The sequence below is a fragment of the Vibrio sp. PID23_8 genome (assembly GCF_003584965.1).
Taxonomy (GTDB): Bacteria; Pseudomonadota; Gammaproteobacteria; order Enterobacterales; family Vibrionaceae; genus Vibrio.
Map to the genome: position 1 here is coordinate 1 of NZ_LIXE01000022.1, position 25,824 is coordinate 25,824.

A 25,824-nucleotide genomic window follows, 5' to 3' on the forward strand; every position below is an offset into this window, starting at 1 on the left:
TGCTTTCTCCTCCCACTGTGCAGGTAGGTCACCGTTTACGCGGCGTTTGAATTCAGCTGCCAGCTCAGGGTACGCTGCTTCATAAGCTGCAAATTTCTCGTTCCAAACTGCTTCTTTCTCAGAACCTGCCGATTTTGCATCCCACTGTGCGTATACGTCAGCTGGGATTTCAAATGCTGGGTGTTCCCAACCTAGGAATTCACGCGCTGCAGCAATTTCTTCAGCACCTAATGGCGCGCCGTGACAGTCGTGAGAACCTGATTTGTTTGGAGAACCAAAACCGATGATGGTTTTAGTACAGATCAGCGTAGGACGAGGGTCTGCTTTTGCCGCTTCAATTGCAGCATTGATTGCTTCAGAATCGTGACCGTCAACTGCTGGGATTACGTGCCAGCCGTACGCTTCAAAACGCTTAGGCGTGTCGTCAGAGAACCAACCTTCAACGTGACCATCGATAGAGATACCGTTGTCATCCCAGAATGCGATCAGTTTGCCCAGACCTAGTGTACCTGCAAGAGAACATGCCTCGTGAGAGATACCTTCCATTAGACAGCCGTCGCCCATGAACACGTAAGTGAAGTGGTCAACGATATCGTGGCCTTCTTTGTTGAACTGAGCGGCTAACGCTTTCTCAGCCATAGCCATACCAACCGCGTTAGTGATGCCTTGACCTAGAGGACCAGTCGTGGTCTCGATACCTGGTGCGTAGCCGTACTCTGGGTGACCAGGAGTCTTAGAGTGAAGCTGACGGAAGTTCTTAAGATCATCGATAGACAGCTCGTAACCGCTCAGGTGCAGTAGAGAGTAAATCAGCATAGAGCCGTGGCCGTTAGACAGTACGAAACGGTCACGGTCAGCCCACTCTGGGTTAGCAGGGTTGTGGTTTAGGTGAGAACGCCAAAGAACTTCAGCGATATCAGCCATACCCATAGGGGCGCCTGGGTGGCCAGAGTTTGCTTGTTGAACGCCATCCATGCTTAGAGCGCGGATTGCATTAGCCAGATGTTTACGAGAAGACATGTCTGCTCCTGAGTGCATTAAGCGAATTAATAAAGGAATATGGGCACTATACTCAAGTAACTTGGGTATAAAGGTGCGGGCAATATTCTCTCAGAGCCAAAAACCGACTGCAAACGTTTTACTCGCCATTTTTGAGGTTTTAGGTCAATCTTTTCGCTGACTACATGCATTCTCCCAAAATCCACCATGTATAAAGCAAACGATTGGGTGGCAAGTTTGATGAATTCGATCAGAAAAAGAGCTTGTAATTCGAACACGGGAATTTAAAATAGACGTCTAGATGTAGAAACACCTACAAACTGTATTGTATTTTTCGTGGCAAGCTTGCGTTAGTTAGCCATGAGTAAACCTTAAGATTGGAGCTATCATGGCTAAGCACCTGTTCACTTCTGAGTCGGTATCAGAAGGTCATCCAGATAAAATCGCAGACCAAATCTCTGACGCAGTTCTTGATGCAATTCTTGAGCAAGACCCAAAAGCACGTGTTGCTTGTGAAACCTACGTAAAAACCGGCATGGTGATGGTTGGTGGTGAAGTGACCACTTCCGCATGGGTTGATATCGAAGAACTCACTCGTGAAACCGTTCGTGAAATCGGCTACGTACATTCAGACATGGGCTTCGATGCGAACTCTTGTGCTGTTTTAAACACCATTGGTAAGCAATCTCCAGACATCAATCAAGGTGTTGATAAAGCTGATCCTAAAGAGCAAGGTGCGGGCGACCAAGGCATCATGTTCGGTTACGCGACAAACGAAACTGAAATTCTAATGCCTGCTCCTATCACTTACTCTCACCGTCTTGTTCAAAAGCAAGCGGAAGTGCGTAAGAACGGCACACTACCTTGGTTACGTCCAGACGCAAAATCTCAGGTAACGTTCCAATACGATCAAGGTAAAATCGTAGGTATTGATGCCGTTGTACTTTCAACTCAGCATTGTGACACTATTTCAACACCAGACCTACGTGAAGCAGTGATGGAAACCATCATTAAACCAGTGTTACCTGCAGAATGGCTCAACAAGGAGACGAAGTTCTTCATCAACCCGACTGGCCGTTTTGTTATCGGTGGCCCGATGGGTGACTGTGGTCTAACTGGTCGTAAAATCATCGTAGATACCTACGGCGGCGCAGCTCGTCACGGTGGAGGAGCATTCTCTGGTAAAGATCCATCGAAAGTAGACCGCTCTGCAGCCTACGCAGCACGTTATGTAGCGAAAAACATCGTAGCGGCTGGTATGGCAGACCGTTGTGAAATCCAACTTTCTTACGCAATCGGTGTTGCGGATCCAACGTCGATCATGGTTGAAACCTTCGGTACTGAGAAAGTGTCTCACGACATCATCATTGAAGCGGTTCGTCAGTTCTTCGACCTACGTCCATATGGTCTCCAAGAAATGCTTAACCTTCTTCAACCAATCTATAAGAAGACAGCAGCATACGGTCACTTCGGTCGTGAAGAGTTCCCATGGGAAGCGACTGATAAAGCTGAACTTCTACGCGATTTCGCTGGCATCAAGTAATCGAGCTACATTAGAATCGATAGAGCCCTCGCCTTTTGGCGGGGGCTTTTTGTTTCTGCCTACTTATTTCTTTCCTTGTTTCTTTTGCCGAACAAAAATTCAGCAATTATTTGTAAATTGCCCCATATCTGCCAATAGTTAACATAATGTTAAATGCACTTTTCGATGTATATAGCATAAAGAACTATGATGCGGGCTCGCGTGGCTAAAAGAGTCATGAAAAACGTCAGCCAAACATCGTTTATGGCCTAGGTGCCGCCGTGGGAATAAATCAAGGAGGAGCTATGCCTCGTACCGTAAATCCATCTGACTTCCAAGGTAAACGAAAGGAAGTACCAGATAACGAATACGCCAGAACCATTCCATGCAATACCGTTAACCTATCCGCGCCATTTCACTGGCTCGCGCTAGGTCTGCATGACTTCGTTCGCATGCCAATCATCAGTGCCTTCTACGGCATCTGTTTTATGGCGGCAGCAATTGGTATTGTGCTGCTGGTTCAATGGCAAGGCACTCACTTAGTCGTGATGCCAAGTCTTATTGTTTACATGCTAATAGGTCCATTCCTTGCACTCGGCTTATACGATGCAAGTTGGGAAAGAGAGCGAGGGCACAAACCTAGCTTGCTCCACTCTATGAAGGCCATTAGCCGTAACTCGACATCTCAGTGGGCGTTCGCCGTGTTGCTCGCTGTATGTATGATTTTTTGGATGCGTATTGCTGCGCTTCTTCATGCGCTCTATCCATCAGTACAAGGTGCACCACTGACGGAGTTTCTACCATTCTTAGTCATCGGTTCACTGGTTGGTTTTGTCTTGGCTTGTATCGTTTTCAGCATATCAGCTTTCTCAATTCCACTGATGATGGAACGTCGCATCGACATGATGACCGCCGTATTCACAAGCTTTAACGCGGTAAAATCCAACATTCCTGCAATGATTGTATGGGCGGCGATTATCTGCGGCGGCATCTTAATCGGCTTTGCCACCTACGGCATCGGTATGCTGTTTACTATGCCAATCCTTGGCTACGGAACTTGGCATGCGTATCATGCCATCATTAAGAAAAAGCACACGCCCTAGAAAACTAATGCTATGATCCAGCCCTCGCAAACGCGGGGGCTTTTTATTGGGTAAACGGGGGTGAGTTGTGGATAGAGAACTGAGCTACAAAGCCAAACAAGTGATGGCAGATTGCATCGCGATGGCAGAACAAGCCTTCAAACGTTCTTTTCCAATTCCTTCTCTGACTTTCAATGTACGTGGGAAAGCCGCTGGCAAAGCGTACCTGAAACTGAATGAAGTCCGTTTGAATCCAAAACTCTTCAAGGAAAACCCTCAAGCTTTTATCAAAGAAGTGATCCCACACGAAGTGGCGCACTTAATTACCTATCAAGTATACGGTCGCGTTCGCCCACACGGTAAAGAATGGCAAGGCGTTATGGAAGCCGTATTCAAAGTGCCAGCCAAGACCACTCATAGCTTCGATGTAGCCTCTGTACAAGGAAAAACCTTCGAGTATCGCTGTGGTTGCATGACCTATCCTCTGTCTATTCGTCGCCATAATAAGGTTTTACGCAAAGAAGCCGTATACTCTTGTCAAAAGTGTCGTAAAGCACTTGATTTCACCGGTGTTCAGCTCTCTTAAGTCTGCCTACTCTCCACTTTTCTATACCAATAATATAGAGCGTTTCTCTTAACGCTTTTCTTTTACCCCCCCCCCCTTATTGTCAACTTACTCATCACTAAAGCCCATTTGTGCGTGTTAGAATGGATAAAGTCACACTTTTTAAAGACTTTAATCATGAAATACCTGTTCTCTTTTCTACTTATCCTTGTGTCTAGCGCTACGATTGCGGCTCCGCCAAACTCATTTTCTGCCGCCAAGCGGGAAGCGGTAAAAATCTACCAAGATCACCCAAGCAGCTTTTACTGTGGTTGTGACATTAAATGGCAAGGCAAAAAAGGCGTACCTGACTTAGCATCCTGTGGCTACCAAGTTCGCAAGCAAGAAAAACGCGCCTCTCGCATCGAGTGGGAGCATGTGGTTCCAGCTTGGCAATTTGGTCACCAACGTCAGTGCTGGCAAATAGGTGGACGCAAAAACTGTTCACGCAACGATAAGACCTTCCGTTCTATGGAAGCGGATCTGCATAATCTGACGCCAGCCATCGGCGAAGTGAACGGAGACCGTTCTAACTATAACTTCAGCCAGTGGAATGGATTGGATGGCGTAAGCTACGGTCGCTGTGAAATGCAAGTGAACTTCAAGCAGCGCAAAGTGATGCCGCCTGAACGCGCGCGCGGCTCGATCGCCCGTACGTATCTGTACATGAGTGAGGAGTACGGCTTTAAGCTGTCTAAACAACAAACCAACTTGATGATGGCGTGGAACAAAACATACCCTGCAGACAAATGGGAGTGTGAGCGTGACAAGCGTATCGCCAAAATTCAAGGTAACCACAATCCATTTGTTCAGGAAGCTTGCCGCGCACTGTAACTTGTTCATGTAAGCAGTCATTCCTCCCAGCAGCAAGAGGCGTTATCATTTACACGGCTCTTGCCCCTTGTTTTTTAGCTGGAAAGCACCCATGTTAAGAGCTAACTTTTGTCTCTTGCTGGAATTCTCATGCGTATCCCTCGAATTTTTCATCCAGAAACCATTCCACAACTTGGCTCACTTGCTTTAAGCGAAGACGCAGCAAACCATATCGGCCGTGTACTTCGCATGAAAGAAGGTCAAGAGGTCTTGCTATTTGACGGCAGTGGCGCAGAATTCCCTGCACTTATCAGTGAAGTTAGCAAAAAGAACGTAATGGTTAACCTAACTGAACGTGTAGAAAACAGCCTTGAATCACCTCTAGACCTACACCTCGGTCAGGTTATTTCTCGTGGTGATAAAATGGAGTTCACAATTCAAAAATCGGTAGAGCTAGGCGTAAACACCATTACTCCCCTCATCTCTGAACGCTGTGGTGTGAAACTGGACCAAAAGCGCTTTGAAAAGAAACTCGCCCAGTGGCAAAAGATCGCCATCAGCGCTTGTGAGCAGTGTGGTCGCAACATCGTGCCAGAAATCCGCCCAATCATGAGTTTAGAGCAGTGGTGTCAGGAAGAGTATGACGGCTTAAAGCTTAATCTTCACCCTCGTGCAAAATACTCAATTAATACCTTACCGACGCCAGTTGAGAACGTGCGCCTATTGATCGGCCCTGAAGGCGGCCTGTCTTCTGAAGAGATCGATATGACACGCGAATACCAATTTGAAGAGACGCTGCTTGGCCCACGTGTTTTGCGTACCGAAACAGCGGCTCTAACAGCAATTACAGCCTTACAAGTTCGTTTCGGCGATCTTGGTTAAAACGGAGAAAAATAATGATCAAACTCGGCATTGTAATGGATCCAATTTCGTCCATTAATATCAAGAAAGACTCGAGCTTTGCCATGATGCTGGAAGCACAACGCCGCGGCTACGAAATCCATTACATGGAAATGGGCGACCTTCACCTTGACCAAGGTGTCGCTATTGCTGATACGAAAATTGTGACACTAAAAGAAGACCCAAACGGTTGGTACGAGTTCAAGTCAGAGCAAAGCATCGAACTGTCTGAGCTAGACGCCGTTCTGATGCGTAAAGATCCTCCGTTCGACACGGAATTCATCTACGCCACTTACATTCTTGAGCGTGCTGAAGAGCAAGGCACCTTAATCGTCAACAAACCTCAGAGCCTACGCGACTGCAACGAAAAACTTTATACCGCTTGGTTCCCAGAGTTGACTCCGACCACTATCGTGACACGTAAAGCGGAGAGAATTAAAGCCTTCCGTGAACAGCACGGCGACGTGATCCTAAAACCACTTGATGGTATGGGGGGCGCTTCTATCTTCCGCGTGAAAGAGAACGATCCCAATGTATCGGTGATCATCGAAACCCTAACCAACCATGGCCAATACTACGCGATGGCGCAAACTTTCGTGCCAGACATCAGCAATGGTGATAAGCGTATCCTCGTGGTTGACGGAGAGCCGATGCCTTACTGTTTAGCTCGCATTCCAGCAAAAGGCGAAACGCGCGGTAACCTCGCTGCTGGCGGAACCGGTGAAGCTCGTCCGCTAAGCGACACAGACCTGAAAATAGCGCAAGCTGTTGGCCCTACGCTGAAAGAAAAAGGCCTTATCTTTGTCGGTCTGGATGTGATTGGTGACAAACTAACCGAGATCAACGTGACCAGCCCAACTTGCATTCGTGAAATTGAAGCGGCCTTTGATATATCCATTACCGGTAAACTCATGGACGCCATCGAACGTCGCATAAAAGGCGAATAACTCAAACTGTAGTACAGTTATTAGAGAGCCTAACCGTTATTCGCTTAAGCAAACGCCGACAAATATGACTGAGGCTTGCTTAAGCGATCAAGCTTGCCTTAAAGGTCGATATGAGATGAACCTCACCAACCATTTCTTAGTTGCCATGCCGGGAATGAAAGATCCCTACTTCCAGAATAGCGTTATCTACGTCTGTGAACACAACGCAGAAGGCGCTATGGGGTTAATGATCAATGCCCCCGTTGATATCACGGTGGGTAACATGCTTAAGCAAGTCGAAGTGCAGCCAGTACACCCACGCTTGTTTGAAGCAAGTTTAGATAGGCCGGTTTATAATGGTGGTCCCGTATCAGAAGATCGTGGCTTTATCCTACACAAGCCGAAAGACTACTATGAATCTAGCATTCAAATGACAGATGAGCTTGCCGTTACGACATCTCGCGATATCTTGTCGGTACTGGGTACCGAGGCTGAACCAAGCGATTACCTCGTCGCGCTTGGTTATTCTGGCTGGAGTGCGGGGCAGTTAGAAACAGAGCTAGCTGAAAACTCATGGTTGACCATCGAAGCGACGCCAGAAATCATTTTCGATACGCCAATCACTGATCGCTGGAAAAAAGCCGTAGAGAAACTTGGCATTGATCCTAGCCAGCTCTCTGCTGATGCTGGTCATGCGTAATAAACAGACTACTTTCATCACATTTAGATTCGGGACACTTTATGTCACGCACAATAATGGCCTTTGACTTCGGTACCAAAAGTATTGGTAGTGCCATCGGCCAAGAAATCACCGGCACAGCTTCTCCACTGAAAGCATTCAAAGCCAATGATGGCATTCCTAACTGGGATGACATTGAGAAACAAATAAAAGAGTGGCAGCCAGACTTACTCGTTGTTGGCCTACCAACAGACTTACATGGTAGGGATTTGGAAACCATTACGCCACGCGCGAAAAAGTTTGCGAATCGCCTTCAAGGCCGTTATGGCTTACCTGTTGAACTCCACGATGAGCGATTATCTACCGCTGAAGCTCGTGCAGATCTGTTCAGCATGGGCGGTTACAAAGCGCTATCGAAAGGCAATATCGACTGTCAATCGGCTGTCGTGATTCTAGAGAGCTGGTTCGAAAACCTTTGGAATGCGTAACATTGATTGAAGCAAAATAAAAAAGGTTGGCAGATGCCAACCTTTTTTTATGGTCTGAAACTCATCAATCCATATCGATTTTAACGTTCGCTAAGCTGCCAGTAGAGAAGGCATCGCCACGCTGGGTTTTGAGCATCAAACGCAGATCATTGGCAGAATCAGCACTATGCAACGCATCTTCTTCACTGATCTTACCTTGCATCACCAACTTGTAGAGCGACTGGTCGAAAGTCAGCATGCCAAATTCATTTGAGCGTGCCATCGTCGTTTTGAGTTCATGCAAATCACCGCGACGGATCAAATCTGACACGCGTGGACTATTTAAAAGGATCTCAAACACGCCGTGACGGCCTTGGCCATTCTTATCACGGATCAACTGCTGAGCAATCACACCTTTCAAGTTCATCGACAAGTCAAACAGGAACTGCTCTTTTTGCTCACTCGGAACTAAATGCAAAATGCGCTCAAGCGCTTGATTGGCGTTGTTGGCATGCAGTGTGGCCATGCATAGGTGGCCGGTTTCCGCAAAGGTCATGGCGTATTCCATGGTTTCTCGACTGCGGATCTCACCAATCAAAATCATATCTGGCGCTTGGCGTAACGAATTCTTTAACGCGATTTCATAACTATCCGTATCTAACCCAACTTCACGCTGCGTCACAATACAACGCTTGTGTTCATGCACAAATTCAATCGGATCTTCCACCGTCAGAATATGGCCAGTTTTATTGTTGTTGCGATAGCCCGTCATCGCTGCCATCGTGGTCGACTTACCCGACCCCGTTGCCCCCACCACCAGCACTAAGCCACGTTTTGCAATCGCCAAATCTTGTAGCACCAACGGCAACTTTAATTGCTCAAAGGTCGGTATATTGGTTTCAATACGACGAATCACCGCTCCTGGTAACTCGCGCTGGAAGAAAGCGCTCACACGGAATCGACCACAATCTCTGACAATCGCAAAGTTGGATTCCCGGCTTTTACGAAACTCCTGGCGTCGCTCAGGATCCATCGCACTATCAAGTAAGTGCGCGACATCATGCTCTGTCAACTTTTCGCCCTGCGGGCGCAATTCCCCATCCACACGAAACAGAATCGGCGCTCCAACAGTGATATAAAGATCCGACGCTTTGAGCGTCAGCATGCCTTCAAGAAATTTATTCAGATCCATATTCCGTATTCACTATTACCTAAATGATCGTTACGAGAATTGCTGCGCTTCTATGCCAACCTTTTTCTCGACCTCTTCACGAGAAACCATACCTTGAGCCATCAACTGGCGTGCGTTTTGCTCCATAGTTTGCATGCCATGTGCAGCGCCAGTCTGAATAATCGAGTACATCTGCGCGACTTTATCTTCACGGATCAAGTTACGAATCGCTGGCGTAGCCATCATGATTTCATGGCAAGCAATACGTCCACTAGCCGTGCGTTTAAGCAGTTTCTGTGCGATGACCGAGCGCAAAGATTCAGACAACATCGAACGTACCATGTCTTTATCACTACCAGGAAATACATCAATAATACGGTCGATGGTTTTTGCCGCAGAACTGGTGTGCAAGGTACCAAACACTAAGTGACCCGTTTCGGCTGCGGTAAGCGCGAGGCTGATGGTTTCTTTATCCCGCATCTCACCAACTAGGATCACATCTGGGTCTTCACGTAGCGCGCTACGCAACGCATTTTGGAAGCTGTGAGTATCACGGTGAACTTCACGTTGGTTGATCAAACATTTATTGTTGTTATGAACAAATTCAATAGGATCTTCAATTGTGAGGATATGCTTGTTGTGATTACGGTTAATGTAGTCAACAATGGCAGCTAAGGTGGTCGATTTACCCGAACCGGTTGGGCCCGTAACGAGTACCAGACCTTTTTCCGCGTTGGCAATCTTTCGGAAAATTTCTGGCGCTTCGAGATCATCCAATGTTGGAATGCTACTCGGAATGGTACGAAACACCGCCGCACAACCGCGAGATTGGTTGAACGCGTTGACACGGAACCGGCCAACGTTGTGCAACTCAAATGAGAAATCGACTTCGAGTTTTTCTTCGAATTCACTGCGCTGTGCATCGTTCATGATTTCAAAAACCAGACGGTGCACTTCTTGGTGTGTAAATGCCGGAATGCCGAGCTTTCTCACATCGCCATCAATACGGACCATTGGTGGTACACCTGCAGAAAGGTGTAGATCCGAAGCATTATGTTTTACACTAAAATCCAGTAACTCAGTGATATCCATTTAAAATCCTTAAGTCTAAAGTACAGCTATGAGTAGTATTCAACAAAACATTGAACATATCACCTACCAAATTCGACACAACGAACAAAAATGTGGCCGTTCTCCAGAGTCAGTGCAACTTTTAGCAGTTAGCAAAACCAAACCTGTCGAGGCCATTCTCGAAGCCTACCAATCAGGCCAAGTGGCGTTTGGTGAAAACTACGTCCAAGAAGGCGTCAGTAAAGTTCAGCACTTTGCCGAGCATTGTCCAGATTATCAAATCGAATGGCACTTCATTGGTCCAATTCAGTCCAATAAATCCCGACTTGTCGCCGAACACTTCGATTGGGTTCACACCATTGACCGCGCAAAAATCGCTCAGCGCCTTAACGATCAACGCCCTAGTGCATTAAATCCATTGCAAGTTCTGATTCAAGTCAACACCAGTGGTGAAGAGTCAAAGTCCGGCGTTACTGATGCAGAAATATTCGAACTGGCTGAGTTGATTTCTCGCCTGCCCAACCTCACGTTAAGAGGATTGATGTCAATTCCGGCTAACGTGCCAGACTACGCGTCACAGCTTCGTGCATTTACACAACTTGCGCAGTTGAAGCAAAAGTTAGCCTTGCAATACCCAGATGTCGACACGCTTTCGATGGGGATGAGTGGTGACATGAACGCCGCCATCGAAGCAGGTAGCACCATGGTGCGTATCGGTACTGCTATTTTTGGCGGGCGGGACTATTCCAACAAAAACGAATAATCACTCAATGCTTGGGCTAATCGCGATTTGGAATCTTACCGCCGAACATTTCATCAGCAAGGGCGATTCATAGAACTATCACCTGAGAGAGCAACAAACCGCAATAATTTATACTTGGGAATCAGATAAATGGAACACAAAAACATTGCCTTTATCGGCGCAGGGAATATGGTGAGAGCGATTGTTTCTGGACTTGTAGCTAACGGCTACCCAGCACAACACATTATCGCGACCGCTCCGTCTGATACGCGTCGATTACGGCTTGAGCAAGACTTTGGTATCCGTACCACCAGCGATAACATCGCAGCCGCGACGGAGGCAGATGTTGTCGTATTGTCTGTGAAGCCACAAATGATGGAGGAAGTGTGTAAGCCACTGCAATCTGTCGACTTTAGCAATAAACTGGTTATCTCTATCGCAGCTGGCATCAACTGCTCACGTTTGGATGACATGCTGGCAACTAAGCTGAACTTGGTTCGCGTGATGCCAAACACACCTTCTCAACTAGGTTTGGGCATGAGCGGTCTTTACGCTCCTGAACTCGTTTCAGAGCAAGACAAGGCATTCGCAGCGGATCTGATGCAAGCGGTCGGTAAAGTATGCTGGGTTGAGCAAGAATCAGGCATCAACAATGTGATTGCAGCTGCAGGTAGTGCGCCAGCGTACTTCTTTCTATTTATGGAGGCGATGCAAGCAGAGGCCATTGCTCAAGGTTTTGATAACGATACTGCACGTATGCTCATCCAACAATCGGCGCTTGGCGCGGCACGCATGGTAGTAGAAAATCCTCAAACTGAACTTTCTACCCTGCGTGAAAACGTGACCTCGAAAGGTGGCACCACGGCAGAAGCGCTACGCACGTTCAATGATCATCAACTCTCTGATATTGTAGCGAAAGCAATGCAAGCTGCGGTTGCGCGCGCTGAAGAAATGGAAAAACTGTTTTAATTATCTGCTCGGCACAGCAAGGGCGTGTCGTTCATTACTTTTAAGGGTACCTTATGAATTCAATGAGTTTTCTCATCTCAACCCTATTTGACCTATACATCATGGTCGTAATTTTGCGTATTTGGTTGCAAGCTGCACGAGCAGATTTCTACAACCCGTTCTCGCAATTCATCGTTAAAGCAACACAGCCTGTAGTCGGTCCACTACGTCGCATCATCCCATCATTGGGTGGCATCGACTTAGCGACAGTGCTGTTTGCTTACGTATTGTGTGTGCTTAAGTTTGTCGCACTGATCCTTATCGCCTCAAATGGTTCGGTCTCTTTCAGCGCAGACTTCCTATTTCTAGGCTTGCTGTCTTTAATTAAAGCCGCGGGTGGTTTGCTATTCTGGGTGCTATTGATTCGAGCGATTCTAAGTTGGGTAAGCCAAGGTCGCAGCCCAATTGAATACGTGTTCCATCAACTGACCGAGCCAATGCTTGCTCCAATCCGTCGCATTATCCCTGCAATGGGTGGCTTTGACTTAAGCGTACTGGTTCTGTTCATCGGTCTGCAATTCGCGAATTTCCTAATGGGCGACATTGTTGGTCCAATCTGGTACCAACTGTAATGTCTGACGCAGTTTGGCATGACGGCGATGACGTTATCCTCAAGCTCTATATTCAACCCAAAGCAAGCCGTGACAAAATCGTCGGCTTGCATGGTGAAGAGCTAAAAATTGCCATCACTGCACCACCTGTCGATGGCAAAGCCAATGCGCACCTAACCAAGTTTTTAGCCAAACAATTTAAAGTTGCTAAGGGATTGGTTCACATAGAAAAAGGTGAACTAGGACGACACAAACAAATTCGGATAGAATCCCCACAACAAATACCGACTGAAATTAAAGCCATCTTATGATGGCTTTTTGTTTACGTTTCCGTGCCAAACTTAATAATAAAGATCGATTTGAGGATGTAAAAATGAGCAAATGGATTACCGCCCTACTGATCAGCCTATTAGCTTTACCAACAATGGCAGGTCAGTTCAAAACCATGAAAGACATCGAAGTACACTATATTACGTTTAACTCGACGTTCTTAACCCCCAAAATTGCCCGCAGCTACGACATTAAACGCAATGGCTATAATGCCGTAGTGAACATCAGCGTGTTAGACAGAGCTTCACTGGGTAAGCCCGCCGTTCAGGCCAAAATTAGTGGTCAAGCAAGAAACTTAATTGGCCAAATTCAAAAGCTCACCTTCCGTGAATTCAAAGAAGGCGACGCTATTTACTACCTAGCTGAACTGCCAATCACCAACGAAGAAACTTTTACCTTCGATATTGATGTTAAAGCTGGTAACAAAGGCTCAGGTAAGCTTAAATTCACCCAGAAGTTTTATGTCGAAGAGTAGTTAACCTGAACTCAGGTTATTTAGGTTGTCATGATCTAAATGCTTTTTGACACTTATAACGTATTGACCAGGGAGAACATCGCGTTCTCCCTTTATCGCTACAGAAAGAGACGACCATGAAAAAGATAGTGCTAGCAACAGGCAACCAAGGCAAAGTTCGTGAGATGGCAGATCTGCTGTCTGACTTCGGTTTTGAAGTATTGGCGCAAAGTGAGTTCAACGTATCTGAAGTAGCAGAAACTGGTACGACTTTCATTGAAAACGCAATCATCAAAGCGCGTCATGCTGCACAGGAAACGGGTCTACCTGCGATTGCTGACGACTCTGGTCTAGAAGTTGATTTCTTGAAAGGGGCACCAGGCATTTACTCTGCTCGTTACGCTGGTGAAAACGCGTCTGACCAAGAGAACCTAGAAAAGCTACTAAATGCGATGGAAGGTGTGCCAGAAGCAGAACGCACCGCTCGTTTCCACTGCGTATTAGTGTTGATGCGTCATGAGAACGATCCAACGCCTATCGTCTGTCACGGTAAGTGGGAAGGTCGTATCCTGACAGAAGCACAAGGCGAAAATGGCTTTGGCTACGACCCTATCTTCTTCGTGCCAGAAGACAACTGCGCCTCTGCCGAGCTAGAGCCGACACGTAAAAAGCAGCTGTCTCACCGTGGTAAGGCGCTGAAATCTCTTTTCGCTCAACTGTCTGAACAAGTTTCGCAATAATATCGAGTGAGTGCGCCCATGTTAACACCTCCTGACCTTAGCTTGTATGTTCACATCCCATGGTGTGTACAAAAATGCCCGTATTGCGACTTTAACTCTCACGCGCTTAAAGCCGAGATTCCAGAAGACGAGTACATCAATGCCCTTCTTGAAGACTTGGATACCGACATTGAGAAATACCGCCTAAATGAAGCGCCACGCCCACTGCATTCAATCTTCATTGGCGGTGGTACGCCTAGTTTGATTTCGGCAGAAGGCATCGAGCGCCTATTAAAGGGCATTGAAGCGCGTATTCCATTCAAGCCTGAAATCGAAATTACTATGGAAGCCAACCCTGGCACCATCGAAGCAGAGCGTTTTGCTGGCTACCGCAAGGCTGGCGTAACGCGTATATCTATCGGTGTGCAAAGTTTTGAGCAACAAAAGCTTGAGCGTTTGGGACGTATTCACGGTCAAGACGAAGCCGTCAATGCCGCTAAGTTGGCGCACCACATCGGTTTGAACAGCTTTAACCTCGATCTCATGCACGGCTTACCGGATCAAAGCATCGAACAAGCCTTAGCAGATTTGGACAAAGCGATTGAGTTAGCGCCACCTCACTTGTCTTGGTATCAGCTGACCATCGAACCAAACACCATGTTCTACTACAAGCCACCGACTCTGCCAGATGACGATGACTTGTGGGATATCTTCGAGCAAGGACATAAGAAACTCGCAGCGGCAGGTTACGTTCAATACGAGATTTCTGGTTACAGCAAGCCGGGCTATCAATGTCAGCACAACCTGAACTACTGGCGCTTTGGTGATTACCTTGGCATTGGTTGTGGCTCACACGGTAAGCTGAGCTTTGCTGATGGTCGCATCGTTCGTACCACCAAGGTCAAACACCCTCGTGGCTACTTAATGGCGTATCAGAATATGGTCAAGCCGTACCTCGATAGCGAGCAACTGGTCGTAAACGAAGACCGCCCATTCGAGTTCTTTATGAACCGTTTTCGCTTAATGGAAGCGTGCCCAAAACAAGATTATGTGAGTACGACAGGTTTACCACTCAGCACGATTCAAGACACTATCAATTGGGCGCTTGAGATGGGTTACCTCAGTGAAAGCGATACCCACTGGCAGATCACTGAAAAAGGAAAACTCTTCCTCAATGATTTGTTAGAAGCCTTCATGGCAGAAGAAGACGAAGAGTCGTAAACATCTCGAGGTTCGAATAAAAAAATGCCTCTCAATCGAGAGGCATTTTTTGTGTACTTGACGTTAGAATATCGAACGGCCAATACGCTCAGAAAGGAGTTCAAGAGCTTTGGTACCAGCCAACGAATTGCCAGAAGCATCCAGTTCCGGTGACCAGACCGCTATCGTCATCTCACCTGGTACGACGGCAATAATGCCACCACCCACGCCCGACTTACCCGGCATCCCGACACGATAAGCGAACTCACCAGCACCATCGTACAGGCCGCAAGTTGCTAACAACGCATTAAGTTGCTTGGTTTGCATCGGTGAGACCACAGGCTTACCCGTTTGTACTGAGGTACCTTTGTTAGCGAGATAACTAAAGGTTTTCGCCAAGTCAACACAGCTCATCTTCAATGCACAAGCATGGAAGTAATTTTGTAGTACGGGTATGACGTCGTTTTCGAAGTTGCCAAACGAGCGCATCAAATAGGCTATCGCAGCATTACGATCACCATGCATCATCTCTGACGCAGCGACGACTTTATCATAAACAATATGCGTATCCCCAGACAGTTGACGAGCAAAGTCTAATAAACGCTGACGCGGCGCTGATAAGCGACTTTGCAGAAGATCAGCCACCACAATCGCCCCCGCATTGATGAACGGATTACGAGGAATACCTTGCTCCATTTCAAGCTGAATCATCGAGTTAAATGCTTGACCAGAGGGCTCCTTACCAACACGAGACCAGATCTCTTCTTGTTTATACAGACACATCGCAAGAGTAAGACTCAGCGCTTTCGAGATCGACTGAATCGAAAATGGCTCTTCGGCATCACCCGCATTGATCACCTCACCTTCATTGGTGTAAACCGCAATACCCAATTTCGTATTCGACACTTTTGCTAAAGCCGGAATGTAATCTGCAACTTTTCCTTGGCCAATCAAAGGGCGAACTTCCGCCAAAATATCTGTCAAAATCTGCGCTGTAGGTTTCATTATCTACCTTCTTGTCACAAACCCAAAACTACCTAAGTTCTGAGATAAAAAAAGCCAACGCAGAGGTTGGCCTTTCCATTGAATTCGTTCGATTCGATTATGGTTTCAATACCACATTGATAATGCGATTGGTGGAGGAAGCCGCTATTTGCTTAAGACAACTTAGAGCTCAGCCATATCGCATAACAGAACATCAATTTATTCAACGTTAAGCAGTACGCTTGAACTTGATGTCCCACACCCCGTGACCCAAACGGTGACCACGAGCTTCGAATTTAGTCAGAGGACGCTCTTCAGGACGAGGAACAAAGTCACCATCTTCTGCGATGTTCGCAAAACCTGGTGCTTGGTTCATAATTTCAATCATGTGCTCAGCGTAGTTTTCCCAGTCGGTCGCCATGTGGAAGATCCCCTCGTTAGGAATAAGCTTCTGACGAACCATTTCAGCGAACTCAAGCTGTACGATACGGCGTTTGTGGTGACGCTTTTTGTGCCATGGGTCAGGGAAAAACAATTGCAGCGTCGCTAGGCTAGCGTCTGGGATCATGTGCTCGAACACTTCAACCGCATCATGACACATTACGCGTAGATTGCGGATGCCCGCTTCACGCGCATCCGCAAGACAAGCGCCAACACCAGGGCTGTGCACTTCAATACCAATGAAGTTTTTCTCTGGCGCGTTCTTTGCCATTTCAACCAATGAAGCACCCATACCAAAACCGATTTCAAGCACTACTGGGTTATCGTTGCCAAATACTTCTTTCCAATCAAGAAGCTCAGCTTTGTAATCGATACCCATTGTTGGCCAGCACTCATTCATCGCGTTTTCTTGGCCCTTAGTTAAACGGCCTTCACGACGTACGAAACTGCGTATTTTACGGATCAACTTGCCGTCTTCGTTGTATTCGTTTGTGGTTACTTCACTCATTGATTTTGCCTGCACATTGATTAATCAAAGCGGGGATTATCCAAAGAATTCACTTAGGTGCAAGTATTTGTTGAGCCATCAGACGGTGGCTATTCAAAAGCAACCCAACGAAAGCCTATATCCCCATAGTTTACCTGTTGTACTTACATCGTATTCGTGGTGCAATTTTGCTCCTATCCAATAATAGAATACAGAGTAAGTCGTGACACCTTTCGCCAGCGCCATCTTAGAATGGTATGACGCCTATGGACGCAAAGATCTTCCATGGCAACAAAACAAGACCACTTACAGTGTCTGGTTGTCTGAAATCATGCTTCAGCAAACCCAGGTCACCACGGTAATTCCTTATTACCAACGTTTCTTAGCGCGCTTTCCGACGGTAGTCGACCTCGCTAACGCCGAGCAAGATGAAGTACTGCACCTTTGGACGGGGTTAGGTTATTACGCCCGAGCACGAAACCTTCATAAAGCCGCCAAAGAGGTCGCCCATAAATATAAGGGAGAGTTTCCTCTCGATATCGAACAGATGAATGCCCTACCGGGGATAGGTCGCTCTACAGCGGCAGCTGTGTTGTCGTCTGTCTACAATCTGCCTCATGCGATTCTAGATGGTAACGTCAAGCGCACTCTTTCTCGCTGTTTTGCGGTTGACGGTTGGCCTGGACAAAAGAAAGTCGAAACCCAACTGTGGGAGATTGCCGAAACACACACCCCAAATACGCAGGTCGATAAGTACAACCAGGCCATGATGGACATGGGTGCGATGGTATGCACGCGTAGCAAGCCCAAGTGCACCTTGTGCCCGGTCAACGACTTCTGTGTGGCGAAAAAACAAGGCAATGTGCTCGACTATCCGGGTAAGAAGCCGAAGAAAGACAAACCCATAAAACAAACCCGCTTTGTGATGCTTCACCACGGCAATGAGAATGATCACGAAGTTTGGCTAGAGCAGAGACCACAAACCGGAATTTGGGGCGGGTTGTTTTGCTTTCCACAAACTGAACATGTGGATGTAGAGAGCGACATTGATTTGCTACTTGAACAGCGCGGCATTCAAGCTAGCGATATTAAACATCAAGAGACACTGATTACGTTCCGCCACACATTCAGTCATTACCACCTCGATATCACACCGATTTTGATTGACCTGTCAAAGCAACCGAATGTGATGATGGAAGGTAACAAAGGTCTTTGGTATAACTTATCTAAACCTGAAGAAGTCGGGTTAGCTGCGCCAGTGAAGCTACTACTAGAAGCGCTACCCCATGAACTGCGTTAATTCAATACAAGGAATCATTATGAGCCGCACTGTTTTTTGTGCTCGATTAAAAAAAGAAGGCGAAGGTCTAGACTTTCAACTTTACCCAGGTGAACTAGGTAAACGCATTTTCGATAACATTTCGAAAGAAGCCTGGGCTCAGTGGCAACATAAACAAACCATGTTGATCAATGAAAAGAAACTCAACATGATGGATCCTGACCATCGTAAACTGATCGAAACGGAGATGGTGAACTTCCTATTCGAAGGAAAAGAGGTTCATATCGAAGGCTACACCCCACCAAGCGAATAAGACAAACTTGTTCTAAAACAATGACATCATAAAGAATTTTATGGTGTCATTTTTATATTAGCGTCCCAAATGCCACGTCGTCACTTATGAAAAAAATCACCTTTATTGTCAGCGCACTTTTGTTAACAGGTTGCAGTCGTGAATTTGTAGAGCAGATGTACCACATCGACTATGAGCCAACCAACCGCTTTGCCACTAACTTAGCTGAGTTGCCCGGACAATTCGAAAAAGACACCGCCGCTCTGGATGCTCTGATAAACAGTTTCTCTGGTAACATCCAAAAACGCTGGGGCCAACGTGAAGTTAAATTCGCTGGCAAAAGCAATTACGTTAAGTACATCGATAACTATTTGAGTCGAGCTGAGGTTGACTTCCAAAAAGGTGTCATCACCATTGAAACCGTTTCACCAACAGAACCACAACAACACCTAAAGAACGCCATCATCACCACCCTACTCACTCCAGATGATCCTGGCAATGTCGACTTATTCTCTTCTAAAGAGATCATATTAGAGGGCCAACCATTTCTGTATAAACAGGTGGTAGACCAAGATAAGAAGCCCATTCAATGGTCATGGCGCGCCAATCGCTTTGCCGATTACTTGATTGCTAACCAAGTCAAAACCAAAGATGTCGATTTCAAGAAAGCCTACTACGTTGAAATCCCTATGGTAGAAGATCACTTCTCGCAACGTAGTTACCAATATGCAGACATCGTGCGTCGTGCATCGAAGAAATACGATATTCCTGAAGATCTGATTTACGCCATCATCAAGACCGAAAGTAGCTTTAACCCGTATGCGGTAAGTTGGGCAAATGCGTATGGATTGATGCAGGTCGTACCAAAAACAGCGGGTCGTGATGTATTTAAGTTGGTGAAAAACAAACCAGGACAACCAAGTCCTGAGTACTTGTTCAATCCAGAAAACAACATTGATGCCGGCACCGCCTATTTCTACATTCTCAAAAACCGCTACTTGAAAGATGTTCGCCATCCTTCATCGTTGGAATACAGCATGATCTCGGCTTACAACGGTGGCACAGGGGGCGTTTTGAGCACATTTAATCGTTCAGACAGAAAACGAGCCATGCAAGATTTAAATTCTTTACAGCCAAACCAAGTTTATTGGGCCCTCACCAAAAAGCACCCAAATGCAGAAGCTCGCCGATACCTAGAAAAAGTTACAAACTTCAAAAGGGAATTCAACTCTGAACAAACCTTGTAGCAACAAGCGAATAAAAAGCACTCAAACAAACGCTTTTTTGAAATTATTTGAAAAAAGTAGTTGACGGAAAGCAGGAAAATCCGTTTAATAGCGCTCCGTTAGCCCGGATAGCTCAGTCGGTAGAGCAGAGGATTGAAAATCCTCGTGTCGGTGGTTCGATTCCGCCTCCGGGCACCACAATTTAGAATTGTTGGTGCATAGCACGAACAGTTAGCAAAGAATATTAGTGTGCCGACTTAGCTCAGTAGGTAGAGCAACTGACTTGTAATCAGTAGGTCACCAGTTCGATTCCGGTAGTCGGCACCATTCTTTTGCCTCGATAGCTCAGTCGGTAGAGCAGAGGATTGAAAATCCTCGTGTCGGTGGTTCGATTCCGCCTCGAGGCACCATTTTTGGTGCGCTTGCACAATTGATATTGATTGGCAAGACACAAACAGAATAGTTCCTCCTTAGCTCAGTTGGTAGAGCGACGGACTGTTAATCCGCAGGTCGCTGGTTCGAGCCCAGCAGGAGGAGCCACTTACTAGAATTTCATATTAGTGAGATTCTATACAATGAAGAGTATTCTCTTCTAAGAAAAAGAATAAAAGTGTGCCGACTTAGCTCAGTAGGTAGAGCAACTGACTTGTAATCAGTAGGTCACCAGTTCGATTCCGGTAGTCGGCACCATTCTTTTGCCTCGATAGCTCAGTCGGTAGAGCAGAGGATTGAAAATCCTCGTGTCGGTGGTTCGATTCCGCCTCGAGGCACCATTTTTGGTGCGCTTGTTTAGCAAGACACAAACAGAATAGTTCCTCCTTAGCTCAGTTGGTAGAGCGACGGACTGTTAATCCGCAGGTCGCTGGTTCGAGCCCAGCAGGAGGAGCCACTTTAGAAAGCCAAGTCTTCGGACTTGGCTTTTTTTTTATATGTCAAATTGACTCAAACCTCACCGACTTATCTTTTCTCCCTTACGCTTCAATTCATTAATCATTAATCATGAATCATAATTTAGAAGAAAATTTCATTCTTACTATTCATTTACTCACCAACTGATTGCCCATTCTTTGTAAAAACTTAAGCATTATCAAAGAATCAAAACTCAATTGTAGATGTAAGCTTTATTTACATTATTATAAGTTATTTTTTGCATGTGCAATTTTAACCCATCAGACTCTATTTAGTCTTGCGAGTGATCTATGAAATTAGAAAAACAAGCGTACCTATTATCGGCCATCATATTAATCGCCCTTATTGCTCTCACCTTATCTGGGCTATGGACACTAAGATACGCCAGTGATCTGGATAACAAAGCTCGAATTACTGAGCATTTTCGCAGTGCTTATAGCATGTTAACCACCGTTGAAAAAATGGCAAATGAAGGCAAGTTGTCCACTGAAGATGCCAAGTCATTCGCAATGCAATTGATGCAAAATAACATATACAAAGACAACGAATACGTTTATGTGGCTGACGAAAATATGGATTTTGTCGCCGCGCCATTAGACCCTCAATTGCATGGCACGAGCTTTCATGATTTCAAAGATGGTAGCGGTCAAAGTGTGGCGCAAATCCTCTTAAATGCGACGGCAAAAAATCCAAATGGTATTGCCGAATATCACTGGACATCAAAAGGACCTGATGGGGATATCGTCGATATTGTTTCGATCGCACAAAAAACCCCAACGTGGGGCTGGGTTGTCGGTACGGGGATCAACTCCAATGAGGTGGATCAACGCTTCTGGTTAACGGCTCAATGGCAACTTGCTCTATGTATTCTGATTGCCGCGGGGATCTTTACCATCCTTATCATTGCTATTCGACGCATGCTTGCCCTACTTGGTGGTGAGCCACAAGAAGTACGAAATGCCATTCAAGATGTGGTGCATGGCAATATTAAGACCGACTTTGCCAAAATGCCCGTGAGAGGCAGCATCTACGAAGCGGTTCAAGATATGAACTTTTCACTCGCCGAATTGATTGAAAAAATGGAAACATCAATGCATGCCTTGCGAGAGGAACTGCAAGCGGTTGAAACACGAACAGAAACCATCGTTGATCTCACCGCCTCTCAACAGCAATCAACAGCGATGATCGCCACCGCCATGACGGAAATGGCCTCATCGGCCAGCAATGTTGCCGACTCAGCCAATGAAACCGCGCACAACACAGAGCAAGCCGATCAGCAAAGTCAACAAACACAGCAATTGATCAACAGCACGGTAGACAACATTGAAGGTTTAGCCGCTCAATTAACGACCGCAAGCCAAGTGGTGTCCGCCTTAGATAAAGACGTCAATGCTATTGTTAAAGTCCTGGATGTGATTGGTGATATTGCAGAACAGACCAATTTGTTAGCACTCAATGCAGCCATTGAGGCGGCCAGAGCGGGTGAACAAGGACGTGGATTTGCCGTAGTGGCTGATGAAGTTCGCAATCTGGCGGGCCGCACTCAAGCCAGCACGAAAGAAATCCAAGAAATGATCATTAATTTGCAAACAGGCTCACGCAATGCCATCCAAACGATGGAGCTGTGTGCCGCCACCAGTCAAAGCACGGTTGAGGAATCTCGCACAGCCTCTCAAGCGCTTGAGCAAATCGTGCATGCCCTTGAGTCGATCAGCTTAATGAGTCAACAAATTGCCAGTGCATCGGGTGAACAAACAGATGTGAGTAACGACATTGCTCACCGTATTAACCTAATTGAAGAAAGTAGTACACAGTTAAATGATGTGGTTGCACAGAGCCAAACTAGCACGCTTGGGTTATCTCGTTTAGCCGATCAGCTCGGCAGTTGGGTAAATAAATTTACAATCCGTCGTTAAAAGACCACTAATGCCGTTTGTTTTCATTAGAACACCCGTTTTAAAGCACGCTTTTTATAGGCGTGCTTTACTTTTTTTACGCACATTCGTGTAAAAGACTGGATTTACAATAACTGTTAACGCCCATGAAACCGTTACTATCAAGCTGAAATGTTCGAAAACAAGCCATTACGAACACAAAAACAGCAAACGATATTTTTTTTGCATTTTGTTGTTGACCTCAAAGGCGAAAAACCTTTTAATACACCTCGTCGCCCGGATAGCTCAGTCGGTAGAGCAGAGGATTGAAAATCCTCGTGTCGGTGGTTCGATTCCGCCTCCGGGCACCACAATTTCTAGTTGTTGGTGCTTAGTACGAACGACAAAATAGAATACAGTGTGCCGACTTAGCTCAGTAGGTAGAGCAACTGACTTGTAATCAGTAGGTCACCAGTTCGATTCCGGTAGTCGGCACCATTTATTCTTTTTCAAGACAATTCCTCCTTAGCTCAGTTGGTAGAGCGACGGACTGTTAATCCGCAGGTCGCTGGTTCGAGCCCAGCAGGAGGAGCCACTTTCAGTTAATAAGTCGATTACTTATTAACGAAAATGTGCCGACTTAGCTCAGTAGGTAGAGCAACTGACTTGTAATCAGTAGGTCACCAGTTCGATTCCGGTAGTCGGCACCACTAATAAAATTTGTTCCTCCTTAGCTCAGTTGGTAGAGCGACGGACTGTTAATCCGCAGGTCGCTGGTTCGAGCCCAGCAGGAGGAGCCAAATAAAAAGAAGCCGCATCATTGATGCGGCTTTTTTGCATTTAGAATCAACTGATTATTTTATTCTAATTCAAAAAGCCAGGCTCAAAACCTCGCTTTCTCGTTTTATCCCAATTCAGATAAGCAAGTCGTCAGCTTAAACCACCAAGACAAACATATTTTGTCTCTAAGTATTCACCTATTTCCTGCTTAGCCCCTTCACGACCGACGCCGGATTCTTTGGTGCGCCAAAGGTGCGACTTCTGTTGAAATAAGCCCTTCATTGACACCAACCATTCCATACTCCAAACCTTCGTTAAACGTGACAATACGTTGCATGCTGTCTGTATAGAAATAACAAGCTAAACCATACTCTGTGTCATTAGCCATCATGAGTACTTGTTCATCATATTCAAAAGTAACAATAGGCAATACTGGGCCAAACCGCTCTTGTTGGACAATAGCAATACTTTGTTCTGCATGATCTAAGACAACTGGCTCTACAAAGCGCCCAGAACGCTTCTTAGGCCAATTAAGCAGTTTAGCCTCCCTCTTGTAGCGCTTGAACGTTCACAGCCTCTAAGCGACGCCTGGCCAGCATTGCGAAACTTAGAAGCAATCAGCCCATTAGCTGCCGCATCTAAGTCGGCATCTTCAAAAACAATAAATGTGCATTCCCACCGAACTCCATTGAGACCGCTTTTACTGTATCGCTTGCCTGCCTCATCAAAATCTTGCCGACACGAGTCAAACCTGTAAATGAAATTTTCTTGATCCTAGAATCTGTACTGAGCACGAAACCAAACTCCGCAGCTTGTTCAGGAACGACCATAGATAAGGTGCTTTAGGGTTACCAGCTTGATGGGCGAACTCAACCACAGCTAGAGCCGGTCAATGATGTTAACTCTGAAGGCTTGATAACCATGCCACAACCCGCAACCAATGCAGGAGCCGCTTTTCTGGTGAGCATTGCAATAGGGAAATTCCACGGTTTAATCGCCGCACACACGCCTACAGGCTATTTAATAGTGGAGAGTCGTCTTTCATGGGAGCATGGGATAACCTCACCATAAGCACGTTTAGCTACGTCTGCGAACCATTCAACAAGAGATGCTCCATATGCGGCTTCTCCTCGGCTCTCCACTAGAGATTTCCTTTGCTCAAGGATGATACCCTCAGTGTGCTCTACAAGTAATTGGAACCACTTTTTAAGAAATGCTGAGCGAGATTTAGCACTTAGTTTAGCCCATTCAACTTGAGCATGCTTACACGCTACAAGCTGAGCGTCTATATCTTCTAAGGCGCTTGTCTTTAAACGTATTAGATCCTGCTCTGTCGCAGGATTTATCACCGCAAAGCCACCGTTGTAAGACAGGTTTTCAAACAATACTTTTAGCGCTTCACTCTGTAATTTCTGCAATATTAGACTGCGCTCCTATGGGAATTCTTATTAGGGTAGTCCCACAGGTAAATAAGAGTAAAGCAAACATCGTTTTCTCATCGTGAATGTCAGAGATATAGACTCATCATTTGCTTATAAAAAGCAGATGAATGCACAGAAGTAATACCGTCCGTGAGTAAGTGATTAAAGAATTGCAAAAGAACAATCGATTAGAGCAAGAAGCACAGATGTAAAAAGCCCTAACATTTCTTCCGGGACGCGCAGTTTAGGGTTTTGTCTGAATAAGTGATGGAGCGGCTGGGCTTGCAGACAAGCGGGACTCGTTGATCGCAGACCAAATTCCTTTATATACGAAAAAGCCCTAGCATTTCTGCTAGGGCTTTATCTGAATAAGTGGCGGAGCGGACGGGACTCGAACCCGCGACCCCCGGCGTGACAGGCCGGTATTCTAACCAACTGAACTACCGCTCCGCATTGGTCAGACAATTAAGTCTAATAAGAACCTGGCGATGTCCTACTCTCACATGGGGAAGCCCCACACTACCATCGGCGCTATTTCGTTTCACTTCTGAGTTCGGCATGGGATCAGGTGGGTCCAAAATGCTATGGTCGCCAAGTAAAATTTTGTTCGTTTTGCTTTATATTCTTTTCAAGAATACAAAGCAAATCGGCAAATGGTGCTGATACCCAGAATCGAACTGGGGACCTCATCCTTACCAAGGATGCGCTCTACCGACTGAGCCATATCAGCATATTGCTTTCGTCCTAAGGACTAAAAATCCCGTTGTTGAAACTGGATTTTTAAATTAAAAGCCTGGCGATGTCCTACTCTCACATGGGGAAGCCCCACACTACCATCGGCGCTATTTCGTTTCACTTCTGAGTTCGGCATGGAAATCAGGTGGGTCCAAAAT

At 46.2% G+C, this 25,824-nt stretch carries 25 protein-coding genes, 14 tRNA genes, 2 rRNA genes and 2 pseudogenes; 31 read left to right on the plus strand and 12 right to left on the minus strand.

Features of this window, described 5'->3' with window-relative positions:
* A partial coding sequence (locus tag AK966_RS19140; protein WP_259343784.1) for a thiamine pyrophosphate-dependent enzyme occupies positions 1 to 1,020 on the minus strand: 1,020 nt, incomplete at its 3' end.
* A 367-nt stretch (positions 1,021 to 1,387) separates the two neighbouring features.
* Here AK966_RS19140 and metK point away from each other — a divergent pair.
* From metK to ruvX, 8 genes are all read left to right on the plus strand, one after another.
* The gene (metK, locus tag AK966_RS19145; protein WP_099081120.1) at positions 1,388 to 2,542 is read left to right on the plus strand and encodes a methionine adenosyltransferase; all 1,155 of its coding nucleotides are present in this window, start codon (positions 1,388 to 1,390) and stop codon (positions 2,540 to 2,542) included.
* A gap of 284 nt (positions 2,543 to 2,826) precedes the next feature.
* A complete protein-coding gene (locus tag AK966_RS19150; RefSeq protein WP_119464735.1) occupies positions 2,827 to 3,624 on the plus strand; it encodes a DUF2189 domain-containing protein in 798 nt (265 codons plus the stop codon).
* A 67-nt stretch (positions 3,625 to 3,691) separates the two neighbouring features.
* Positions 3,692 to 4,189 (plus strand): SprT family zinc-dependent metalloprotease, encoded by a 498-nt coding sequence (locus tag AK966_RS19155; protein WP_099081122.1) that lies wholly within the window; start codon positions 3,692 to 3,694, stop codon positions 4,187 to 4,189.
* Between the two features lie 156 nt (positions 4,190 to 4,345).
* Positions 4,346 to 5,041 (plus strand): deoxyribonuclease I, encoded by a 696-nt coding sequence (gene endA, locus AK966_RS19160; RefSeq protein ID WP_099081123.1) that lies wholly within the window; start codon positions 4,346 to 4,348, stop codon positions 5,039 to 5,041.
* 129 nt (positions 5,042 to 5,170) lie between these two features.
* Positions 5,171 to 5,902, plus strand: coding sequence for a 16S rRNA (uracil(1498)-N(3))-methyltransferase (rsmE, locus tag AK966_RS19165; protein WP_119464736.1), 732 nt, complete (start codon positions 5,171 to 5,173; stop codon positions 5,900 to 5,902).
* Between the two features lie 14 nt (positions 5,903 to 5,916).
* Positions 5,917 to 6,867: a glutathione synthase gene (gene gshB / locus AK966_RS19170; RefSeq protein ID WP_099081125.1), complete on the plus strand. Its 951-nt coding sequence runs from the start codon at positions 5,917 to 5,919 to the stop codon at positions 6,865 to 6,867.
* A gap of 115 nt (positions 6,868 to 6,982) precedes the next feature.
* The gene (locus AK966_RS19175) at positions 6,983 to 7,546 is read left to right on the plus strand and encodes a YqgE/AlgH family protein (protein WP_099081126.1); all 564 of its coding nucleotides are present in this window, start codon (positions 6,983 to 6,985) and stop codon (positions 7,544 to 7,546) included.
* Between the two features lie 41 nt (positions 7,547 to 7,587).
* Complete coding sequence (ruvX, locus tag AK966_RS19180) at positions 7,588 to 8,013, plus strand: Holliday junction resolvase RuvX (RefSeq protein ID WP_119464737.1); 426 nt, start codon at positions 7,588 to 7,590, stop codon at positions 8,011 to 8,013.
* 64 nt (positions 8,014 to 8,077) lie between these two features.
* Here the strand turns inward: ruvX and AK966_RS19185 are convergent, their stop codons facing one another.
* Both AK966_RS19185 and AK966_RS19190 read right to left on the minus strand, forming a co-directional pair.
* A complete protein-coding gene (locus AK966_RS19185) occupies positions 8,078 to 9,184 on the minus strand; it encodes a PilT/PilU family type 4a pilus ATPase (RefSeq protein WP_119464738.1) in 1,107 nt (368 codons plus the stop codon).
* A gap of 30 nt (positions 9,185 to 9,214) precedes the next feature.
* The gene (locus tag AK966_RS19190) at positions 9,215 to 10,255 is read right to left on the minus strand and encodes a type IV pilus twitching motility protein PilT (RefSeq protein WP_099081129.1); all 1,041 of its coding nucleotides are present in this window, start codon (positions 10,253 to 10,255) and stop codon (positions 9,215 to 9,217) included.
* A 28-nt stretch (positions 10,256 to 10,283) separates the two neighbouring features.
* Here AK966_RS19190 and AK966_RS19195 point away from each other — a divergent pair, with 28 nt between their 5' ends.
* From AK966_RS19195 to hemW, 7 genes are all read left to right on the plus strand, one after another.
* A complete protein-coding gene (locus AK966_RS19195; RefSeq protein ID WP_119464739.1) occupies positions 10,284 to 10,997 on the plus strand; it encodes a YggS family pyridoxal phosphate-dependent enzyme in 714 nt (237 codons plus the stop codon).
* Between the two features lie 129 nt (positions 10,998 to 11,126).
* Positions 11,127 to 11,945, plus strand: coding sequence for a pyrroline-5-carboxylate reductase (gene proC / locus AK966_RS19200; protein ID WP_099081131.1), 819 nt, complete (start codon positions 11,127 to 11,129; stop codon positions 11,943 to 11,945).
* 53 nt (positions 11,946 to 11,998) lie between these two features.
* Positions 11,999 to 12,556: a YggT family protein gene (locus tag AK966_RS19205; protein ID WP_099081132.1), complete on the plus strand. Its 558-nt coding sequence runs from the start codon at positions 11,999 to 12,001 to the stop codon at positions 12,554 to 12,556.
* Positions 12,556 to 12,846: a DUF167 family protein YggU gene (yggU, locus tag AK966_RS19210; RefSeq protein ID WP_099081133.1), complete on the plus strand. Its 291-nt coding sequence runs from the start codon at positions 12,556 to 12,558 to the stop codon at positions 12,844 to 12,846. Before AK966_RS19205 ends, yggU begins: the two co-directional genes overlap by 1 nt.
* A 62-nt stretch (positions 12,847 to 12,908) precedes the next feature.
* On the plus strand, positions 12,909 to 13,340 hold the full coding sequence (locus AK966_RS19215; protein WP_119464743.1) for a DUF4426 domain-containing protein: 432 nt from the start codon (positions 12,909 to 12,911) through the stop codon (positions 13,338 to 13,340).
* Between the two features lie 116 nt (positions 13,341 to 13,456).
* On the plus strand, positions 13,457 to 14,059 hold the full coding sequence (locus tag AK966_RS19220) for an XTP/dITP diphosphatase (RefSeq protein ID WP_099081134.1): 603 nt from the start codon (positions 13,457 to 13,459) through the stop codon (positions 14,057 to 14,059).
* A gap of 18 nt (positions 14,060 to 14,077) precedes the next feature.
* Positions 14,078 to 15,259, plus strand: a complete 1,182-nt coding sequence (gene hemW, locus AK966_RS19225) for a radical SAM family heme chaperone HemW (protein ID WP_119464740.1) — start codon at positions 14,078 to 14,080, stop codon at positions 15,257 to 15,259.
* Positions 15,260 to 15,322: 63 nt separating this feature from the next.
* On the opposite strand, the gene glsB is transcribed toward hemW, so the two are convergent.
* Together glsB and trmB are read right to left on the minus strand one after the other, a co-directional pair.
* A complete protein-coding gene (gene glsB, locus AK966_RS19230) occupies positions 15,323 to 16,243 on the minus strand; it encodes a glutaminase B (protein ID WP_119464741.1) in 921 nt (306 codons plus the stop codon).
* Between the two features lie 208 nt (positions 16,244 to 16,451).
* The gene (gene trmB, locus AK966_RS19235) at positions 16,452 to 17,171 is read right to left on the minus strand and encodes a tRNA (guanosine(46)-N7)-methyltransferase TrmB (RefSeq protein ID WP_119464742.1); all 720 of its coding nucleotides are present in this window, start codon (positions 17,169 to 17,171) and stop codon (positions 16,452 to 16,454) included.
* Positions 17,172 to 17,373: 202 nt separating this feature from the next.
* Between trmB and mutY the strand changes: the two genes are divergently transcribed.
* From mutY to AK966_RS19315, 16 genes are all read left to right on the plus strand, one after another.
* Entirely contained in the window at positions 17,374 to 18,450 is a 1,077-nt protein-coding gene (gene mutY, locus AK966_RS19240; protein ID WP_099081138.1) for an A/G-specific adenine glycosylase, read from the plus strand.
* 19 nt (positions 18,451 to 18,469) lie between these two features.
* Positions 18,470 to 18,742: an oxidative damage protection protein gene (locus AK966_RS19245; RefSeq protein WP_099081139.1), complete on the plus strand. Its 273-nt coding sequence runs from the start codon at positions 18,470 to 18,472 to the stop codon at positions 18,740 to 18,742.
* 86 nt (positions 18,743 to 18,828) lie between these two features.
* Complete coding sequence (mltC, locus tag AK966_RS19250; protein ID WP_099081140.1) at positions 18,829 to 19,968, plus strand: membrane-bound lytic murein transglycosylase MltC; 1,140 nt, start codon at positions 18,829 to 18,831, stop codon at positions 19,966 to 19,968.
* Positions 19,969 to 20,069: 101 nt separating this feature from the next.
* A tRNA-Phe gene (locus AK966_RS19255) sits at positions 20,070 to 20,145 on the plus strand.
* Between the two features lie 53 nt (positions 20,146 to 20,198).
* Positions 20,199 to 20,274: transfer RNA gene (locus AK966_RS19260), tRNA-Thr, on the plus strand.
* 7 nt (positions 20,275 to 20,281) lie between these two features.
* Positions 20,282 to 20,357: transfer RNA gene (locus tag AK966_RS19265), tRNA-Phe, on the plus strand.
* A 54-nt stretch (positions 20,358 to 20,411) separates the two neighbouring features.
* Positions 20,412 to 20,487, plus strand: a tRNA-Asn gene (locus AK966_RS19270).
* Between the two features lie 74 nt (positions 20,488 to 20,561).
* Positions 20,562 to 20,637 (plus strand) — tRNA-Thr (locus AK966_RS19275).
* A 7-nt stretch (positions 20,638 to 20,644) separates the two neighbouring features.
* Positions 20,645 to 20,720 (plus strand) — tRNA-Phe (locus tag AK966_RS19280).
* 40 nt (positions 20,721 to 20,760) lie between these two features.
* Positions 20,761 to 20,836 (plus strand) — tRNA-Asn (locus AK966_RS19285).
* Positions 20,837 to 21,146: 310 nt separating this feature from the next.
* Positions 21,147 to 22,772, plus strand: coding sequence for a methyl-accepting chemotaxis protein (locus tag AK966_RS19290; protein WP_099081141.1), 1,626 nt, complete (start codon positions 21,147 to 21,149; stop codon positions 22,770 to 22,772).
* Positions 22,773 to 23,025: 253 nt separating this feature from the next.
* Positions 23,026 to 23,101, plus strand: a tRNA-Phe gene (locus AK966_RS19295).
* 51 nt (positions 23,102 to 23,152) lie between these two features.
* Positions 23,153 to 23,228: transfer RNA gene (locus AK966_RS19300), tRNA-Thr, on the plus strand.
* Between the two features lie 21 nt (positions 23,229 to 23,249).
* A tRNA-Asn gene (locus AK966_RS19305) sits at positions 23,250 to 23,325 on the plus strand.
* A gap of 39 nt (positions 23,326 to 23,364) precedes the next feature.
* A tRNA-Thr gene (locus AK966_RS19310) sits at positions 23,365 to 23,440 on the plus strand.
* A gap of 14 nt (positions 23,441 to 23,454) precedes the next feature.
* Positions 23,455 to 23,530: transfer RNA gene (locus AK966_RS19315), tRNA-Asn, on the plus strand.
* A 130-nt stretch (positions 23,531 to 23,660) separates the two neighbouring features.
* Here the strand turns inward: AK966_RS19315 and AK966_RS20245 are convergent.
* The 7 genes and pseudogenes from AK966_RS20245 to rrf (AK966_RS19340) form a co-directional block, all read right to left on the minus strand.
* The gene (locus AK966_RS20245) at positions 23,661 to 23,810 is read right to left on the minus strand and encodes a hypothetical protein (RefSeq protein ID WP_259343785.1); all 150 of its coding nucleotides are present in this window, start codon (positions 23,808 to 23,810) and stop codon (positions 23,661 to 23,663) included.
* A 16-nt stretch (positions 23,811 to 23,826) separates the two neighbouring features.
* Positions 23,827 to 24,048: pseudogene (locus AK966_RS20250) on the minus strand (aldehyde dehydrogenase family protein); the annotation flags it as partial.
* Positions 24,049 to 24,148: 100 nt separating this feature from the next.
* Positions 24,149 to 24,859: pseudogene (locus tag AK966_RS20255) on the minus strand (aldehyde dehydrogenase family protein).
* Between the two features lie 445 nt (positions 24,860 to 25,304).
* Positions 25,305 to 25,381, minus strand: a tRNA-Asp gene (locus AK966_RS19325).
* A gap of 30 nt (positions 25,382 to 25,411) precedes the next feature.
* Positions 25,412 to 25,527 (minus strand): 5S ribosomal RNA (gene rrf / locus AK966_RS19330).
* 58 nt (positions 25,528 to 25,585) lie between these two features.
* A tRNA-Thr gene (locus AK966_RS19335) sits at positions 25,586 to 25,661 on the minus strand.
* Between the two features lie 61 nt (positions 25,662 to 25,722).
* Positions 25,723 to 25,824: ribosomal RNA gene (gene rrf / locus AK966_RS19340) — 5S ribosomal RNA — on the minus strand; the annotation flags it as partial.